General features: G+C 58.8%; 12 protein-coding genes and 1 pseudogene. 1 reads left to right on the forward strand and 12 read right to left on the reverse strand.

The genetic code is table 11. From position 1 onward, the window contains the following. Positions 1-4: 4 nt before the first annotated feature. The 7 genes from ACIPSK_RS09280 to ACIPSK_RS09310 are packed head-to-tail and all read right to left on the reverse strand — an operon-like array spanning position 5 to position 8,721. Positions 5-985: a GHMP family kinase ATP-binding protein gene (locus ACIPSK_RS09280; RefSeq protein WP_162117482.1), complete on the reverse strand. Its 981-nt coding sequence runs from the start codon at positions 983-985 to the stop codon at positions 5-7. Further along, positions 982-2,931, reverse strand: a complete 1,950-nt coding sequence (locus tag ACIPSK_RS09285) for an HAD-IIIA family hydrolase (protein ID WP_162117483.1) — start codon at positions 2,929-2,931, stop codon at positions 982-984. Before ACIPSK_RS09285 ends, ACIPSK_RS09280 begins: the two co-directional genes overlap by 4 nt. Further along, positions 2,921-3,895, reverse strand: a complete 975-nt coding sequence (locus tag ACIPSK_RS09290; RefSeq protein WP_446532916.1) for an SDR family NAD(P)-dependent oxidoreductase — start codon at positions 3,893-3,895, stop codon at positions 2,921-2,923. The genes ACIPSK_RS09285 and ACIPSK_RS09290 overlap by 11 nt, the downstream gene beginning before the upstream one ends. Next, the gene (locus tag ACIPSK_RS09295; protein ID WP_162117484.1) at positions 3,895-4,854 is read right to left on the reverse strand and encodes a lysylphosphatidylglycerol synthase domain-containing protein; all 960 of its coding nucleotides are present in this window, start codon (positions 4,852-4,854) and stop codon (positions 3,895-3,897) included. The genes ACIPSK_RS09290 and ACIPSK_RS09295 overlap by 1 nt, the downstream gene beginning before the upstream one ends. Continuing rightward, positions 4,851-6,821 (reverse strand): ArnT family glycosyltransferase, encoded by a 1,971-nt coding sequence (locus ACIPSK_RS09300; protein WP_446532917.1) that lies wholly within the window; start codon positions 6,819-6,821, stop codon positions 4,851-4,853. Before ACIPSK_RS09300 ends, ACIPSK_RS09295 begins: the two co-directional genes overlap by 4 nt. Before the next feature lie 17 nt (positions 6,822-6,838). After that, the gene (locus ACIPSK_RS09305; protein WP_162117486.1) at positions 6,839-8,077 is read right to left on the reverse strand and encodes a glycosyltransferase family 2 protein; all 1,239 of its coding nucleotides are present in this window, start codon (positions 8,075-8,077) and stop codon (positions 6,839-6,841) included. A gap of 17 nt (positions 8,078-8,094) precedes the next feature. After that, on the reverse strand, positions 8,095-8,721 hold the full coding sequence (locus ACIPSK_RS09310) for an SIS domain-containing protein (protein WP_162117487.1): 627 nt from the start codon (positions 8,719-8,721) through the stop codon (positions 8,095-8,097). Positions 8,722-8,952: 231 nt separating this feature from the next. Here ACIPSK_RS09310 and ACIPSK_RS09315 point away from each other — a divergent pair. After that, positions 8,953-9,081, forward strand: a pseudogene (locus tag ACIPSK_RS09315) (AbrB/MazE/SpoVT family DNA-binding domain-containing protein); the annotation flags it as partial. A 78-nt stretch (positions 9,082-9,159) separates the two neighbouring features. On the opposite strand, the gene ACIPSK_RS09320 reads toward ACIPSK_RS09315, so the two are convergent. From ACIPSK_RS09320 to ACIPSK_RS09340, 5 genes are all read right to left on the reverse strand, one after another. Beyond that, positions 9,160-10,137 carry an ABC transporter ATP-binding protein gene (locus ACIPSK_RS09320; RefSeq protein WP_162117488.1) on the reverse strand — a complete coding sequence of 326 codons (978 nt, stop codon included), beginning with the start codon at positions 10,135-10,137 and terminating at the stop codon, positions 9,160-9,162. Between the two features lie 4 nt (positions 10,138-10,141). After that, positions 10,142-10,969: a carbohydrate ABC transporter permease gene (locus tag ACIPSK_RS09325; protein WP_162117489.1), complete on the reverse strand. Its 828-nt coding sequence runs from the start codon at positions 10,967-10,969 to the stop codon at positions 10,142-10,144. Continuing rightward, positions 10,966-11,844 (reverse strand): carbohydrate ABC transporter permease, encoded by an 879-nt coding sequence (locus ACIPSK_RS09330; protein ID WP_162117490.1) that lies wholly within the window; start codon positions 11,842-11,844, stop codon positions 10,966-10,968. Before ACIPSK_RS09330 ends, ACIPSK_RS09325 begins: the two co-directional genes overlap by 4 nt. A gap of 66 nt (positions 11,845-11,910) precedes the next feature. Then, positions 11,911-13,194: an ABC transporter substrate-binding protein gene (locus ACIPSK_RS09335; RefSeq protein WP_162117491.1), complete on the reverse strand. Its 1,284-nt coding sequence runs from the start codon at positions 13,192-13,194 to the stop codon at positions 11,911-11,913. Positions 13,195-13,231: 37 nt separating this feature from the next. Further along, on the reverse strand, positions 13,232-15,553 hold the full coding sequence (locus ACIPSK_RS09340; protein ID WP_446532918.1) for a family 78 glycoside hydrolase catalytic domain: 2,322 nt from the start codon (positions 15,551-15,553) through the stop codon (positions 13,232-13,234). Positions 15,554-15,666: the final 113 nt, after the last annotated feature.

The raw sequence follows: 15,666 nt of genomic DNA on the forward strand, positions 1-15,666 counted from the left end.
CTCTCTACTGTGCAAAAGCGATGCGCGCGCCGCTCCAGTCAAAACGAAACTCGATTTCCTTGAGCTGCGACAGCGCTTGCCGCACCTTTTCCTGACGATCTTTATGGCAATAGAGAACGAGGAAGCCCCCTCCGCCTGCACCCGCAAGCTTGCCACCGATTGCGCCGGCAGCACGTGCTGCCTCGTAAAACTCGTCGATCGCGCTGTTGGTAATCTTCGATGTCAGCGATCTTTTCATCATCCATCCGCGATGCAGGGCTTCGCCGAACGCACCGAGATCTCCAGCCATCAGGATGTCACGCATTTCGTAACTCAACTGGACCATGCGCTCGACGGTCCGGAATTTTTCCTCGTCGGCCTCCATGGCTTGCACCTGCGTCGACAGCACCGAGCGCGTATCGCGCTGGCTTCCTGTGAAAAACAACAGGATGTTGCTCTCGAGTTCCGCCATCTTTTCGGAGCTGAGAACGACGGGCTGGACGTTCACGCTGCCGTTGGAATTGAATTCGATGAAGTTCAATCCGCCATGTGCGGCCGCATACTGGTCCTGTTTGCCTATCGGCTCCTTCAGGATGTCAATTTCGAGCTTGCAGGCTTCTTCCGCCAGCTGATCCTTGGAGACAAAGCGTGACCTGTGGGCGTGGAGCGCATTGATCAGCGCCACGGAAAAGGAACTGGATGATCCCAACCCGGTTCCCGAAGGAATGTCGGCGACCGAAGCAACTTCGATGCCAGGCTCGAGCTGATGCATCCGCAGGGCCTCGCGCAGCAGCGGATGCGCGATCTCCTCAAGCGTGTCGGCGAGCTCTGTGCGTGTATACTTGAGATGATACTTCTTTTCGTTGAAATAGCTATGCACGATAACGAAGCTGTACTTGGCGATCGCGCAGGACAATACCGCGCCCGCCTGACGGCGGTAGTAGGAGGCTATATCAGAGCCGCCTCCGGCGAAGCTGACCCGAAAAGGTGCGGATGAAACGATCAAAGGATTGCCTCCTCAAGATTGATGACGATATCGGCCGATGCCCGCTGCAGATCGATCCTCGGCCACTCCTCCTGTATCCGCGACGCCCAGAGCCCTTCGGCGTCAGCCGGCGTCAGGCCTTTCCAGGCGTAAAAATTGTGAAAGCGGCTGAGCAGTGCCTGTTGTGACGCCTCGACAAACACAGCCATATCGACATCTTCGCGGATCGACCTGTGTCCGGCAAAGATGCCGTCCAGCAGAATGACCTCGGCATCACGCGCATCATAGGTGGTCGTATCCTTGCGCTGACTACGGCTTGCCGCGTCATAGCCGGGCGCCTCGACCTGTCCGGATCGGCGCAGCATGCTGACGATCTCTGGATAGAGTTCGACCCTGTTGCGTTCTTCCGCAGTCATATCAGGACGGCGATATTCGAGCGGCAGTATCCAGCGATCGAGTTCCAGCCTCAGCACCCGGCGTCCTGATTCCGAGAGCATACGCTCGACCGCATGCGCAAACGTGCTTTTCCCGGAGCGGGAACGGCCGCAGATGCTGACGAGCACTGGACCTGCTTTACTTGCAAGACGTTGATGAATGGCTCCGGACAGCCCTTGCCCGATATCTTGATAACCGCATTGAAAGCGAACGGCGTCGTAGACCGTATCGAAGACAAGATCGGCACGCGGAATATCTGTTTCCGCAGCAGGATAGCTCTTTTCGTCCCGCAGGCCATAACCCGTTCGGACCCCATAGGCCCAGATGCCTGCCTTGCGGGCCGCACCTATGTCGCGCAGGCTGTCTCCGATGACGACGGATTTCGATTTTTCGACCGGCAATTCCGCCATTGCCTGGCGGATCATCAGATCGCCCGGTTTGCGGCATGCACAATTGATCTTGAGTTCCGGGAGCTCATCGGGAAATCCTTTGTCCGGATGGTGCGGACAAAAATAGATACGGTCCAGGACGCCGCCATCTTCGGCAAGCTCGGCCTCCAGGCGACCAAGAACATGATCCAGGCCGGATTCATCGAGCAGGCCTTTGGCGACCTGCGGCCTGTTGGTTATGGCCACTGTGAGGAAGCCGGCTTCGCGGGCGCGCCGCACCGCTTGGCCGGCTCGGCCGATCAGCTTCACCTGGTCGGGATGTATAACGCCATGGCCGCCGACATCTTCGTTGAGCACGCCATCGCAATCGAAGAATACCGCGGGTCTTGTCACTGACAGATGGACCGCATGAACCCGGTCCTGCCGGAGGTCCTCCTCCGCGGCAGCATGGCGGTTCGGCGAGCCGGTATCTTTGATGTATTCCGGCGTGTCGTAAATCGCGATCGGAATGGAACGCTCGAGGAGATCGGGAATAACGTCGTGAATCATGTCCGCCGTATGGCCCGGCACCAGCGCCTCAAAAAATTGGTCTGAGGCTACGTACAAACCGGCCGGCACCAGATTGCGCCAATCCGCATCCCGGGGCGTTTTGCGAGCCAACAGGCGCTGGAGATAACCGCTCTTCTGGACGACGAGATCGGATGTGCGGGGATGATCGTTGGGATGAGCGATGATGGTCAGAGCGGCTGGAAATTGATGACGGTGACGTGCCAGCGCCGCCAGGTCGATGTCAAAAAGCATGTCGCCGTAGACGATCAGTACGTCGCCGGCTGTCGTATCCAAAGTCGTCAAGCAGCCTGCCGTGCCGAGCGGAGACGTCTCGACCAAGACTTCGATCGTAATGCCGAGCCTTTCAGCTTCCGGACCAAGAGCAGGCTCCAGCTGGCTGCCAAGGTGACCACCAAGCACGCGCACGCGTTGAACACCTTCGCGGGCCAGCACACGAATCTGCCTGAGAATGATCGGGACACCGCCGAGCGGCAAAAGGGCCTTCGGAATGGCATCGCCCGTCATGCTGCGTGCGCGTGTTCCAAGGCCTCCGGCAATAATGACGGCCTGGCGAATAGCATCTTCAGAACCCATTCGCCAGGATCCGCTCGACGGCAAGTTCAACGGCCTCGGTTGATTTTCGGCGTGGGGACCAGCCCAGCGCGACGAGCCGGCTTATGTCGTAGCTGAAGCGCGGCACATCGCCTAGCCAGCCGCGATCCTCGCTGCCGTATTCGATGGCGGCTCCGGCTGCCACCTTCGAGACCACGATCTCGGCGATATCGCGGACGGACGTTTCGCCTATGCCGCTGGCATGAAATACTTCATAGGCGCCGGGTGCCTTGTCCCAGGCAAGGAGAATCGCATCCACCAGGTCGCCGACATAGAGATAAGGCTTCGTCTGCATCCCGTTGCCGAGCACCTGGAGTCTCGCCGGATCAGCCTTCAACCTGTTGATGAAATCGTAGATCGCTCCATGCGTAGAGCGCTCCCCAACGACATTCGGAAAACGCAGCACGAGTGTCTTGATGCCGAATGACAGCGCATAGACGGACAGATAGGCTTCGGCGGCAAGCTTGCTGGCGCCATAGAATGAAATCGGCCGCAAAGGGCCGTGATTTTCGCCGATGTTCCCTTCAGCTTCGCCGAATACGGCGGAAGTGCTGGCGAAGAAGAGCCTGTCGATCTTATGCTTGCGCATGATGGCAAGCAGCGTCGTCGTCGTCAGCTGATTCAGTTGCAGGTCCAGTTCCGCATTGGCATTGCCTGCGGCGATATCGGAATTGGCGGCAAGATGAAAAACAGCGTCGGGGCGGTCCGCCGCAATGAGCTGATCCATGCCTTCCCGATCGAGCATATCCAGCTCCTGAAAGCGAAAATCCGATCGATCCATCAGGTGATCTATGTTCCGCATACGGCCAAGATGAAGATTGTCAATCGCGGTGACCCGATAGCCCTTTTCCAAAAGGCGATCGCAGAGATGGCTGCCGATAAATCCGGCCCCTCCTGTTACCAAGGCATGCATGTCGGCGGCTCCATATGATCTGTTAAGGCTCATCAGAGCGCTTTGATCTTTCCCGAATGAGGACGCGAAAGGACGAATACACCACCGGCCAAGCCGACCACAAGCTGCAGCAGGCCGAAAACCACCGATAGTGTTGCCGCGTCCGTCGTGCCTATGCCGAATACGGCAAGCGAAATGATCATGCCGCCTTCCCGGAGGCCCCATCCTCCAACGGAAATGGGAACCATCGCGATCAAGAGCACCGGCGGGAAAGCGGCTGCAGCCTGACCCCAATCGAGCGGAAGACCAAGGCCGAGAACGAGGATCTCAAGCGAGACGACGCTCAACCCGTGAATGGCGAGGGTCAATAGAAAGACGCCGACCATTCTTTTGTGGGTGACCAAAACCCGCAACGCGTCGGTCAACGCGTGCAGCTTTGCCGGAAAGAAATGGACGAATAAGTGGCGGCGCCAGCTGAACACCAGGGCTGATGCGACAGTTCCCGCAACGCCAAGCGCGGTGAGCTCTGTCAGATAGGGGATGGGAAAGTCGTGCCCGTAAACAGCGCGCAGGATGATCAGTCCGATCAGCGCAACGACCGCCAGTCCGAAAAGAGTAAGGATGCGGTCCATCACGACGCCCAGCGTGGCTTCTCCGATCGTCAGGCCATATTTGACGGCGCCAAATATGCGAGCGGCATCGCCTGGAATGGGACTTGGAAGAGCTTGATTGTAAAACAGGCTTTGCATGAAGAGTTTCATGGCGCCTGACATCTTCAGCCTTTGCCCTATCATGTCCGATAGAAGGCACCATCGCCACGCCGAAAGCAGGGCCTGCAAAAGCAGAAGAAAGATGCTGAGCGAAATGGTCACCGCCGACAGAGTCCGGACCGCAGCCCACCCTTCCGAAAAATCTACCTTGCGCGCGATCCATATCACGAGGCCAAGCGCAACAGTCAGTTTCAGAACCGGTATGCCGATGCGAAGCAACGCTGGGGGGGACGCAGTGGTCACGGTGTCCGATCCGCCTCAAAACGGTAGAGCTTCCAGCCGAACCGATCTGTCAATATCAGCGAGGAATGGGGCATCATGTGCGCTACGACGCTGTTGGCCATCACCACTTTATCTTCTCCAAGGCGTTCGGCGAGGAACGCGCTACCAGCGTCAGGGGTGACGATGAAGTAGCCTATATGATTGTACTTTATGAAAGCGTCGATATCCGAACCCGGTGCAGGCAGCACGTGGCGCGGCAATTGCCAACCGCCATCGCGGCCATCGTTGTAAGCCGTGGACAATAATGTGTTGGAGTTATGGAAAGGTTGGAAAACGGTTCGCAGGTCGTGATCTGCGATATAGCGGTACATGAAATAAGCTTCGCGGTGGCTCTCCATATATTCGTCGACGCTTATCATTCCGAGCACGACGTCGAGTTCTTTCGCCTTGACGGGATCTATGTCGCCGCCGCCCACTCGATACCAGTGCGAAATCCAGAGGCCCCCGGCCAGCAAGCTGACGACAACCGGGCTGGCGACCATGCATGCTGGCGAAGAGACGATTTTCGCAAGTGGGGCTATCTGCGGCAGGACTCGCCGGTCGAGCCATTTATCCAGCCGTTCGCGAACCAGGGAGGCGCCGATAAACCCGGTCGAAAAGAAAAGCAGATAGGCTGGCGTCGCCCACCGTATGTGATTGAACATGACGGTGTACCAAATCACAAACATGGCAGCGACAATCGCGGCCAGAAATGCAATGCGCCGGAAAGCCACTGCCAGACCGGCGAGTATCAAGGCAAGAGCGACGAAAGTGTTCGGCTTGCGAGCGAGGAACCAGTCGTAAAAAACATAAAGGAAGTCGTGCCAACCCTGCAGAGTTGTGAGGTTCGTCACGAAATGTCGGTTGGCGGGATCGAAAGCCCGGCCCAATTCAAGCGTGTAATCCGCCATCCAAGCATCGGTGAGGCCCGGATGACCGAACAGGAAGGGATAGATCGGATTGCCGAGAACGATCAGGTTTTTCGCATACCAGTAGCCCGCGACAGCGAGAAATGCGCAGAGGCATGACAGAAAGAGCCGCAGTGATACCCTTCCCTTGAGTAGCGTCGGCATCAATGCCAGCCCTATAAGGCCAACCATTTGCAGTTCCGTATATTTTCCTCCGACCGCTCCCCCCAAGACGAGCGCACAATGAAAAAGCTCCGCCGGCCGCCGAGTTTCGAAATAGCGCCACAGAAAAAGCACGGCTGCGACTGAGAAACATGACCGGGCCAGATCGGTCATCGGTTCGCCGACACTCCCCCTGAAGAAGGGGATGCTGAGGATCAGAGCTGCCACCAGGAAAAATCCGCATGCCCGCCAACGACTGGCGCAGCTTGAAAGCAGGAACAGAAATCCGAAGAAAATTGCGATATTGATGGTCGCCGCGCCGGTCCAGTGACCGCTGACCATCATGACGAGCGCAAACAGCAGATTGAAGAAGAGCGGAATATTGCCGTAGAAGGGATGGTCGATCTGCGGAGACACAAAGCCGGCGTGCTCGATGATGCTGTTTGCGAGCGGGATGTGAAAAACCCACACATCGTCGACGCCTGATGGAAATAACGCTTGGACGCTCCACACATAGAAATAGGCAATGCATACGAGTGCAGCGAGGACCGGAAACGGATTGCCGATCCTGGTTTCGGCCGCGATTTTACGAAAAAACGAACGCAGGTCGTAAAGAACGGCGACAAGATCGCGCCGCCGCCAGATCATCGAGACAGCCACGATAGGAAGAACGATTTCCCATCGCAGCCCATGAAATGCGCCGAGGATGGTAGCCGCGCCGCCTGATATCGCCAAGGCCGGCAAAATGCCGCTGAGCAAAAAGTCGATGCCGTCTCGAAAGGGCCGATCGCAACCTCGATTGAGCCAAACGACGACCCCCCGATCGATCACCAGGCCCCATAAGATTATGCAAAAAACCGTGCACCAGCCTACGATCATCAGCGCTCCCGTGGCTCCTATTCCGCGAGAGGCGGCGCAGGCTTCTTGATTGGCAGCATGACCCCAAGCGCTCGGATCATGAGCCCTGAAATAAAGACCTGGAACGCTGTGGTGATAAGCCAGAGCCCGAAGACGGCCCAGTTCGTTTCGACGCCAATCTCAGGCAGCACGTATCCATTCCCGACATAGGAATCGAAGAGCGGAAACGCCAACAAAACGCCTGCAAGGACGGCCACGACCGTTCCCCAAATCGTTGCGTTATAAGGCAGGAGCCGCTCGAAACGAGGCTGCACGCGTCCCGAATAATCGAAGATAACCCGCCCGATCGCGGCCGAAACCAGCATTGATTGACCAAGGACGGCCAGGGCCATGGCAAACAGCATGGCATTGGACGAGAACCGCACACCGGCAATGGACATAGGTCCAGCGAGCAATGGCAGCATGATGATCAAGCCGAGGGCCAGAAGCAGGAAGCCCGGCCAGATGAGAAAGAAATCGAACCCGTAGACGAACATCGCCTGGAGATTACGCCAGCCTGCGCGCCACGGCTCCATCCAACCCCGCCGCTTCATGTGGCTGAGCCGCCCATCCGGATCTTTCCGGAAGTGGATCGGCACTTCGGTGGTCGGAAGCTCCATATGCACGGACTTCAGCACCATTTCCGACGCATATTCCCATCCTTGCGACCGAAGATCCATCCGCAGCAACGCATCGACACTGATGCCTCGCATGCCGCAATGGATGTCGGAAAAGCGGCTGGCGAACATCCGATTGAGAATCCAAGTCGTCAGTGGCGTTCCGAAATAGCGATGCAGGGGCGGCATCGCATTGTCTTCGATCGAGCCCTTGAACCGCGAGCCCATCACGAAGTCGGAGCCCTTCCGGAAGGCCTCGATAAACGGCGCAATCTGGCGAAAATCATAGGTGCAGTCCGCATCGCCCATGATGATGAACTTGCCACGGACGAATGGAATGGCATCGATGTAAGCCCTGCCCAAGCCGCGCTTCGGTGTCCGCAAAACGCGGGCGCCCCTGTCGCGCGCGATTTGGGGTGTGCGATCGGTCGAACTGTCGACGATGAGGATCTCCACCGCCGCACCGCTTGCCGCAATACCCTCGCGGCACCAGTCGACGAAGGTTCCGATCGTCAATTCCTCATTAAGAGACGGGACGAGGATGGTCACTTCAGGGTCGGTGACATCATCGTCGGGGGTAAGGAGCGTCAATTCCGGATCGTGAATGCTGGGAAAAGTCATGCGCGCAAAACGGCTCGTTAGGAAAGAGTAGGCGGGACAAGTCCGCAGGAAAAATCCAGTACGGCATGGCAAATCGCCAGATGTGCGATCTCCACATAGCCATATTGATCGGAAGCCACATAAAAGTTCAGGTCACCCAGATCACGCAGCGGATTGCCCGGCGCGAATCCGCTCAAAGTCACGACGGCGCAGCCTTTATCCCGGGCCGTATGGACGGCTCTGGTAATGCTTTCCGATCTCCCCGAACTGCTGATTGCCACCAGCAGATCACCTTCGTTCGCATGCATGCCGATCTGCGTCGAGAAGACATTCTCATATCCGAGATCGTTCGAGAGGCATGTCAGCGTCGCGCCGTCGTTCATCGCCATGGCGCGCAGCCCGCCGTTTTTGGAATAGTCCGTCGCCATGTGGCTGGCAATTGCCGCGCTGCCGCCGTTGCCAATAAACATGATCTTCCGTCCGGCATCGTGCGTGGCGCGAGCCAGTTGCATGGACTCCGTCACCGCTGCTGCATAATCTAGGCTCTCTCCCGCTGACCGCGTAGCGGTTGTATTCACAAGAACATGGCGGAGAAATGTGAAGTAGCGATCCAGGTCGCCGGCTGTTACGCCAAGCCCAGAAGATCTGTTCTCATTTTGTAACATGCTCGTTGCGTCCCTACGCCTTGGGAATTGGGGCGTCCTTAAAGACAAAATGAGACAAAGGCAAGTTGCCCGCCCCTCTTTCAGGGTTGTCGGCGGGTGTCGCGGCTTTGCAACTAGCGGTCTTCCGTGACGTGAGGCTCGGCGGGCACGCCGCTCGCTTGAGCATCGGCGCTCATTCTTCGGCTGAAGTGAGCCACGCGCGAGCAAGGCAGGTGTGAAGGCAAAGTCCGTATTACGACGCACCTTGGGGTCAAACCGGGGGAGCGGATCGAATTCGACAAGCTGCCTGGGGGCGAGCTGCGGGTAAAGGCTGCTCGTCCGACGGGGACAATCGACGACTTTATCGGTCGGCATGCTGGCAATTCCGCAGCCTCATGAGCGGGTCGATGCTGAGCGGCCGCAAGCTTTTCAACGCTGAGACGACGGGTGGCGTTCGCTTCAGAACCGATGTTCCGCTCCCTCGACCGGATTTGCCCAGACCGTCATGCCCGGTGCAAACGGCGTCTCGCCTTCGGCGCGCGCGACCATCTCGCCGAGCTCGGGAATGTCGAGGTAGAGGATCGCGTCGGCGCCAAGCCGCTCCACATGCCGGATCCTGCCCTGCCATTGCCCGGCACCTTCCGAAAGCCTGATATGTTCCGGGCGAATACCGTAGGTCGCGCAGTTCATTCGCCGCGCTATCTCGCCGCCATAGAGGTTCATCCTCGGGCTGCCGATGAAGCCGGCGACGAAGGGTGTCGCCGGATTGCGGTAGAGCTCCATCGGACTGCCGATCTGTTCGACCGCGCCGCCCTTCAGGACGACGATCTTGTCCGCCATCGTCATGGCTTCGACCTGGTCGTGGGTGACATAGATCATCGTCGATTTCAGGCGGGCGTGCAGATCTGATATCTCAAGGCGCATCTGGGCGCGAAGCGAAGCGTCGAGATTGGAGAGCGGCTCGTCGAACAGGAAGACCTTGGGATCGCGGATGATCGCGCGGCCGATGGCGACGCGCTGCCTCTGGCCGCCGGAGAGCGCTTTCGGCTTTCTCTCCAGCAACTGGGTGAGCTGCAGCGTTTCAGCCGTCGCCGCGACCTTGGCGGCGATTTCCGCCTTTGGGCGTTGGGCGAGCGAAAGGCCGAAGCCGATATTCTCGGCAACGGTCATATGCGGGTAGAGCGCGTAGCTCTGGAACACCATGGCAATGCCGCGCTCGGAGGGTTCGGCATAGGTCACGTCCTTGCCGCCGATGGTCAGCGCGCCTGACGTTGTTTCCTCCAGGCCGGCGATGATCCGCAGCAGCGTCGACTTTCCACAGCCAGACGGACCGACGAAAACGACGAACTCGCCGGAGGCAACCTCCAGATCGATCCCCTTGATGACCTCAAGTGCGCCAAAACTCTTGCGAACCTGTTTGAGAGTGAGCTCGGCCATTCGGTTACCCTTTTACTGCGCCTGATGTCATGCCGGCGACGATCTGCCGGTTGAAGAAGATGAAGACGACCAGCGGCGGGATCGTCACGAGGAGGATATTCATGAAGAGTAGATTGTACTGGCTCGTATACATGCTCTGGAAATTATAGAGCGTCAGCTGCACGGTCACGTTCTCCTTGCCGGGAAGGTAGTAGAGCGGGTTGGTAAAATCGTTGAAGATCGCGATCGACTGCACGACGATGTTGGTGACGGTCACCGGCTTCAGCAGCGGCAGGATCACTCTGAAGAAAATCTGGCGTGGCTTGGCGCCATCGATCAGCGCCGCCTCGTCGAGGTCGCGGGGTATGGTCGAAATGAACGACCGGTAGAGCAATGTCGAGAACGAAAGATTATAGGCGACCTGGATCAGGATCATGCCGGTCATGGTCTTGAAGAGGCCGATCTCCTGTAAGAGGCCGATGGTGGGCACGACGGCTGGGGGCATCATCAGACCCATGAACAGGGCAATGGAAGCCACCCTGTTCCAGACGGTCTTGCGGCGCTGCATCACATATCCGACCATTGCCGACAGCAGGATCAGGATCGTGACGGAGACGACGGTGATCAGCGTGGAGTTGAAATAGGCGAGCGCGAGTTGGTAGTCGCGCGCCTTGAAGACGGCGATCAGATTATCCCAGAACAGCCAATGCTCGGGCAGTTCGAAATCAAGGCGAGAGGCTTCGGATTTCGATTTGACCGCCTGGAGAGCGACGAAAACGAAGGGCATGACGAAGATGACGGCCGCCACCGCAAGGGCTATCGTGCCGGTCACGTAAGGGCGGACGCTTCTCATTCCTCGACCTCGCGCCGGTTGAACCACAGGGTGAATGGCAGGATGATTATGGCGATTAGCGCGAACAGGATGACGTTTCCGGCCGTCGACAGACCGTAGAAACCCGCCTGGTACTGCTTATAGATGACCGAGGCGATCACGTCGGAGGAGAAACCAGGCCCGCCGCGGGTCATGGCCCATATCAGGTCGAAGGATCGAAGCCCGCCGATCAGCGACAATGTCACCACGATGACGGTGGCGGGACGCACGAGCGGCAGGGTGATCCGGAAAAATTGCTGGAGACGCGTGGCCCCGTCAATCCTTGCGGCCTCATAATAATCGGGGCTGATCGCGGCAAGCCCGGCGATGAAGATCAAGGTGGCGAGGCCGACACCCTTCCAGACATCGACCAAAGCCACCGAAAAAAGCGCCAGCGCCGGATTGGTGAGCCACCCAGGTCCTGGAATGCCGAGCGTTTCCAACGTGACATTGATGATGCCCCTGGTCGGATGCATCATCACCGTGAAGGTGATGCCGATGCCGATCGTCGAGACCAGGACGGGAAAGAAGACCAGCGTGCGCAGGAAGCCGCGGGCGAAGATATTGCTGGTCAGCAGCACGGCAAGCAGCAGCCCGCAGACCGTCTTCAGGCCGGATGTCGTCACGGCATAGATCAGCGTGTTGAGCAGTCCCTTGACCAGAAACGGTTCGGAAAAGAACTGCTGAAAGTTTTCGAGCCCGATGAATTCGGCGGTCGAAAGATCCCAGCGCGTTAGGCTGAACCAGAGAGAGGATACGGTGGGAACGAGAAACAGCACGCCGTAGATGATGGCGGCGGGAATGAAAAACCACAGCGGGTAGGGCGATTTGCGCGAACGGCGGCGTGTCTCGGTCATATCAATCTCTTCGATCGGGTGGAACCTCGCTCCATCAGGAGCGAGGATAACTTGCCCGAAAGACCGCTACCAGTTGGGCAGGCCAAGCTGCTTGGCCTGCTTGCGCACGTCGTCGTCATAGAGCTTTGCCGCCTCGGCCGGCTGGCGAATACCGGAGCCGACTTCGACGGTGATCTGCTCGAGAGCCGGTCCCTTGATTGGCGAAACGAATTCCAGCGCCGGGGTCGTCTTGTCCTTGGCCTCGAAATAGGGGAGCATGTCCTTTATCGCAGGCGGCACGCTAGCTGGCAGGTCGCAGCCGTCGATCAGAGAAGGCCCCTGAACGGCATTGGTTTCCACCATGATCTTGCAGGCCTCGACGCTTCCGGCGAAATCGACGAATTTCCGCGCTTCCTCGGCGTGCTGGCTGGTCAAGGGAATGTAAAGGGCGGGCGGCATCCAGACCGTCAAACCGTTGGTTGCGGCGTCGTCGCTCGGCTGCGCGAAAAAGCCGACATCGTTGAGGTTTTCGGGATAATTCTGTTTGAGCGCGCCGACCGCGAAGCTCAGCATCGGATAATGCGCCGCCTCGCCGGTTGCCACCATTCTCAGGCCATCGTCATAGCTTGCCGCGCCGAAATCGTCGTTCATCAGACCGGCGTCGTGAACGTCCTTCAGCCGTTCGAAGCCCTTCAGGGCCGCAGGCGTCTCTGCGTATTTTGCCTTGTTGGCGGTATAGTCTGCGGCGAAGTTCGGCACGGCAGCGTGCAGGTTGTAATAGTCAGCCAGAACGAACAACTGCGAGGTCCAGGTATCGCGATAGGTCTGCGCCACGGCGACCTTTCCTGACGCTTTGACCTTCGCGTTGTTCGCCATGAAGTCCGCCCATGTCTTCGGGACGGAGAGGCCAAGCTCCTGGTAGATTTTCCTGTTATAGAGGATCCCGCCCGCCATCGCCGTGCCGAAGGGAACGCCATAGAGCTTGCCATCGGCGCGGACGACCGATTTGAAACCGTCGTCGACCTTCGCTTGCGACGAGAGATCGCTCAGATCGACAAGCGTCTGTGTCGGCTTCAGCGCCTGTAGCAGCGAGCCGGAATTGTAGAGGAACACATCTGACATCTCTCCCGTCGCCAGGCGCGTCTTGATGATGTTGTCGCCTTCGCCGCCACCGGCCCGCGGCTCGATTTCGATCGTCACGTCGGGTGCCTTTGCCTGATAGGCGGCAACCAGTGCCTCGGCCGCCGCGACGGTGTCCGGGTTGTTGTCGATCAGGAATGACAGCGTGGTTTCTGCATGCGACTGACCGGCCGCGACCAGTGCCAAAAGCGCGGACGCGCCCGCAAGAATGAGTTTTATCCGATGTGTCATGACGTTCCTCCTCTGAACGGTGTGACGTGTATGCTCCTCAAGAATTGGGTAGGGAAAAGACCAGCTGGTGCGTTCCCGGCGCAAGAACGGCTTCCTCGACGACAGGCTCTCCATTGAGCGACGGGTTTTGATGCCGTTTTCCAGGTCGGAACCGGCCGATGCAGCCTTCCGGAAGCGTCAGCACATAGGTGACCTTGTTGCCGTCGCATTGCCAGCCGGCCTCTATGCGCCCCTGGCTGCTATCATGATGGGCCGAAACCGGCGAAAGGGACGGAATCGGCGCCGGATCGACGATCACCTCGGTAAATCCGGGCGCGCTCGGGCTCGGCGAAATTCCGGCGACGCTTTCGAACAACCATTGGCAGACAGCGCCATAGGCATAGTGGTTGTAGCTGTTCATGTCGGGTTCGTAGATGGTGCCGTCAGGCGCCATGGAATCCCAGCGCTCCCAGATCGTCGTCGCTCCCTTCGAGACCTGGTAGAGCCAGCCCGGCACATCCTCCTGCAGGAAGACCTTTTCGGCCAAATCGTCCATGCCGAGCTTCGTCAGCGCCGGCAGCAGGGCGGGCGTGCCGATGAAGCCGGTGCCGATCTTGTAGTCGGCATCGATGATCACCTGCCGGAAATGCTGCTGTGCGGCCTGCGTGTGCTCCGCCGGTATCAGGTCGTGGAGGAAGGCAAGCGCATACGACGTCTGGTCATTATGCGCGAGCCGTCCCGCCGGCGTGATGAACTCGTTGGTGAATGCCCGCCGGATCTCGGTTGCGCGCTGTTTCATCTTCTCTTCAAGCGCATGCTCGCCGAGAGTGGCTGCGATCCTTGCCAGAAGGTCGGTCGAGATGAAGTGGTAGAGCGTGGCCGCGCAATCATCGGCGATCGTCGGACGAGGCTTTCGATTGTCGCCGACCGGCTGCAGCCAGTCGCCGAAAGTGAAACCTCGGGCCCCCCAATGCGAGGGCGGACGCACGAGCGGACCGTCCGAGATCGACCAGACGAAATCGACCCAGCGCACCATGGAATCCAGGCACTCCGACAGGACGGCCCGGTCGCCGTAATGCGTGTAGAGTACCCAGGGGATGACGACGATCGCGTCGCCCCAGCCGGTCGAGCCGGCATAGCCCGGGAAATTGGCCGGATGCAGACGCGTCGGATCCGGCGAGAAATGCGAGACGGCGCCGTCTTCGCGCTGATCGGCCATCACATCGCGCAGATATTTCCGAAGGAACGACTGGCTGTCGCTCAGCCAGCATGCGGTTGCGGCAAAGACCTGGGCGTCGCCCGTCCAGCCCAAGCGCTCGTCGCGTTGCGGGCAATCGGTCGGTACTTCGACGAAATTGGCGCGCTGCGACCAGATGGTATTCTCGACGAGGCGATTGACCAGTGCATTGCCCGAGGTGAAACCGCCGGCGGGCTCGGGCACCGACGAGATCGGGATGGACGCGATTGCAAGGATCTTCGCATCGCCCTTGATCGTTACCCGGGCATAACGGAAGCCGTGGAAGGTGAAATGCGGTGCGTAGGTTTCATCGCCGTCTCCCCGCAGCGTGTAGACGGTGTGCGCGGTGGCCGTGCGATAGTTGCGATTGTCGAAATGACGATCGGGGCCGAGTACCTCCGAATGCTCCACCCGAATTTCGGCGCCGGCGGTGCCGCGGACCGCATATCTGACATAGCCGCCGGAATTCTGGCCGAAATCGTAGACCGTCCTGCCCTCATCGTCGGTCCAGCTGTCGACCGGGGCGAGTGGCCGCAACTCGCGCACCGCAGCCGTTTCATGCGCGACGAGCAGTTCCCTGTCGAATGGCAATCTCTCGGTGCCGTGGGTCTCCAAGTAGTTTTCGTGGGTGGCATCGTAGATTTCGCCGAAGTAGATCCCCGACTTCAGGATCGGCAGAATACCGCTTCGCCATGTGGTGTCGGTGGAAAGAACGGTGCCATCCGATCCGATCAGATCGGCAATGGCGCCGATCCTGTCGCCCCAGCAATTTGGGATTGCCTGGGCGCCCCACATCAAAGGCGACCGGTACCATCCGTCGGCAAGCCAGATCTCGATCCGGTTGAGGCCCGGCTTGAGCAGGTTCGAGACGTCATATCGCTGATAGGCAAGGCGATCGTCGTAGTTCGTCCAGCCCGGGGTCAACAGGTCGTTGCCGACACGAACGCCGTTGATGAAGCAGCGGTAGAGGCCAAGTGCGGAGATAAAGAGCTCGACGGGAAGCTTGGCGCCGTCATGTTCGAAAGTCTTGGAGACGAAGCTTGCGGCCGTTCCCTGACCGCCATCCGATAGTGGCGCGATCATTTCCCCGGACCAGGCACGCGAAACGAGGTTGCCGCCGATGGCTGCCGGCTGAAAGTTCATCAAGTCCTCCCGAATGTAGAACGTTCTCCATATAACGTTCTACATTTTCTTCGGAAGCGCAATAGAATTTTCGTTGCCAGTCTGCCATGGTGGTTCTGCGGACCATGTTGACG

The organism is Rhizobium sp. LARHSG275 (genome assembly GCF_052871115.1).

Bases quoted from the DNA above. Each gene is read 5' to 3' on its own strand.
- ACIPSK_RS09320 (WP_162117488.1), bottom strand. From the start codon at position 10,137: ATGGCCGAGCTCACTCTCAAACAGGTTCGCAAGAGTTTTGGCGCACTT.
- ACIPSK_RS09285 (WP_162117483.1), bottom strand. From the start codon at position 2,931: ATGGGTTCTGAAGATGCTATTCGCCAGGCCGTCATTATTGCCGGAGGC.
- ACIPSK_RS09340 (WP_446532918.1), bottom strand. From the start codon at position 15,553: ATGAACTTTCAGCCGGCAGCCATCGGCGGCAACCTCGTTTCGCGTGCC.
- ACIPSK_RS09325 (WP_162117489.1), bottom strand. From the start codon at position 10,969: ATGAGAAGCGTCCGCCCTTACGTGACCGGCACGATAGCCCTTGCGGTG.
- ACIPSK_RS09335 (WP_162117491.1), bottom strand. From the start codon at position 13,194: ATGACACATCGGATAAAACTCATTCTTGCGGGCGCGTCCGCGCTTTTG.
- ACIPSK_RS09300 (WP_446532917.1), bottom strand. From the start codon at position 6,821: ATGATCGTAGGCTGGTGCACGGTTTTTTGCATAATCTTATGGGGCCTG.
- ACIPSK_RS09330 (WP_162117490.1), bottom strand. From the start codon at position 11,844: ATGACCGAGACACGCCGCCGTTCGCGCAAATCGCCCTACCCGCTGTGG.
- ACIPSK_RS09305 (WP_162117486.1), bottom strand. From the start codon at position 8,077: ATGACTTTTCCCAGCATTCACGATCCGGAATTGACGCTCCTTACCCCC.
- ACIPSK_RS09290 (WP_446532916.1), bottom strand. From the start codon at position 3,895: ATGAGCCTTAACAGATCATATGGAGCCGCCGACATGCATGCCTTGGTA.
- ACIPSK_RS09310 (WP_162117487.1), bottom strand. From the start codon at position 8,721: ATGTTACAAAATGAGAACAGATCTTCTGGGCTTGGCGTAACAGCCGGC.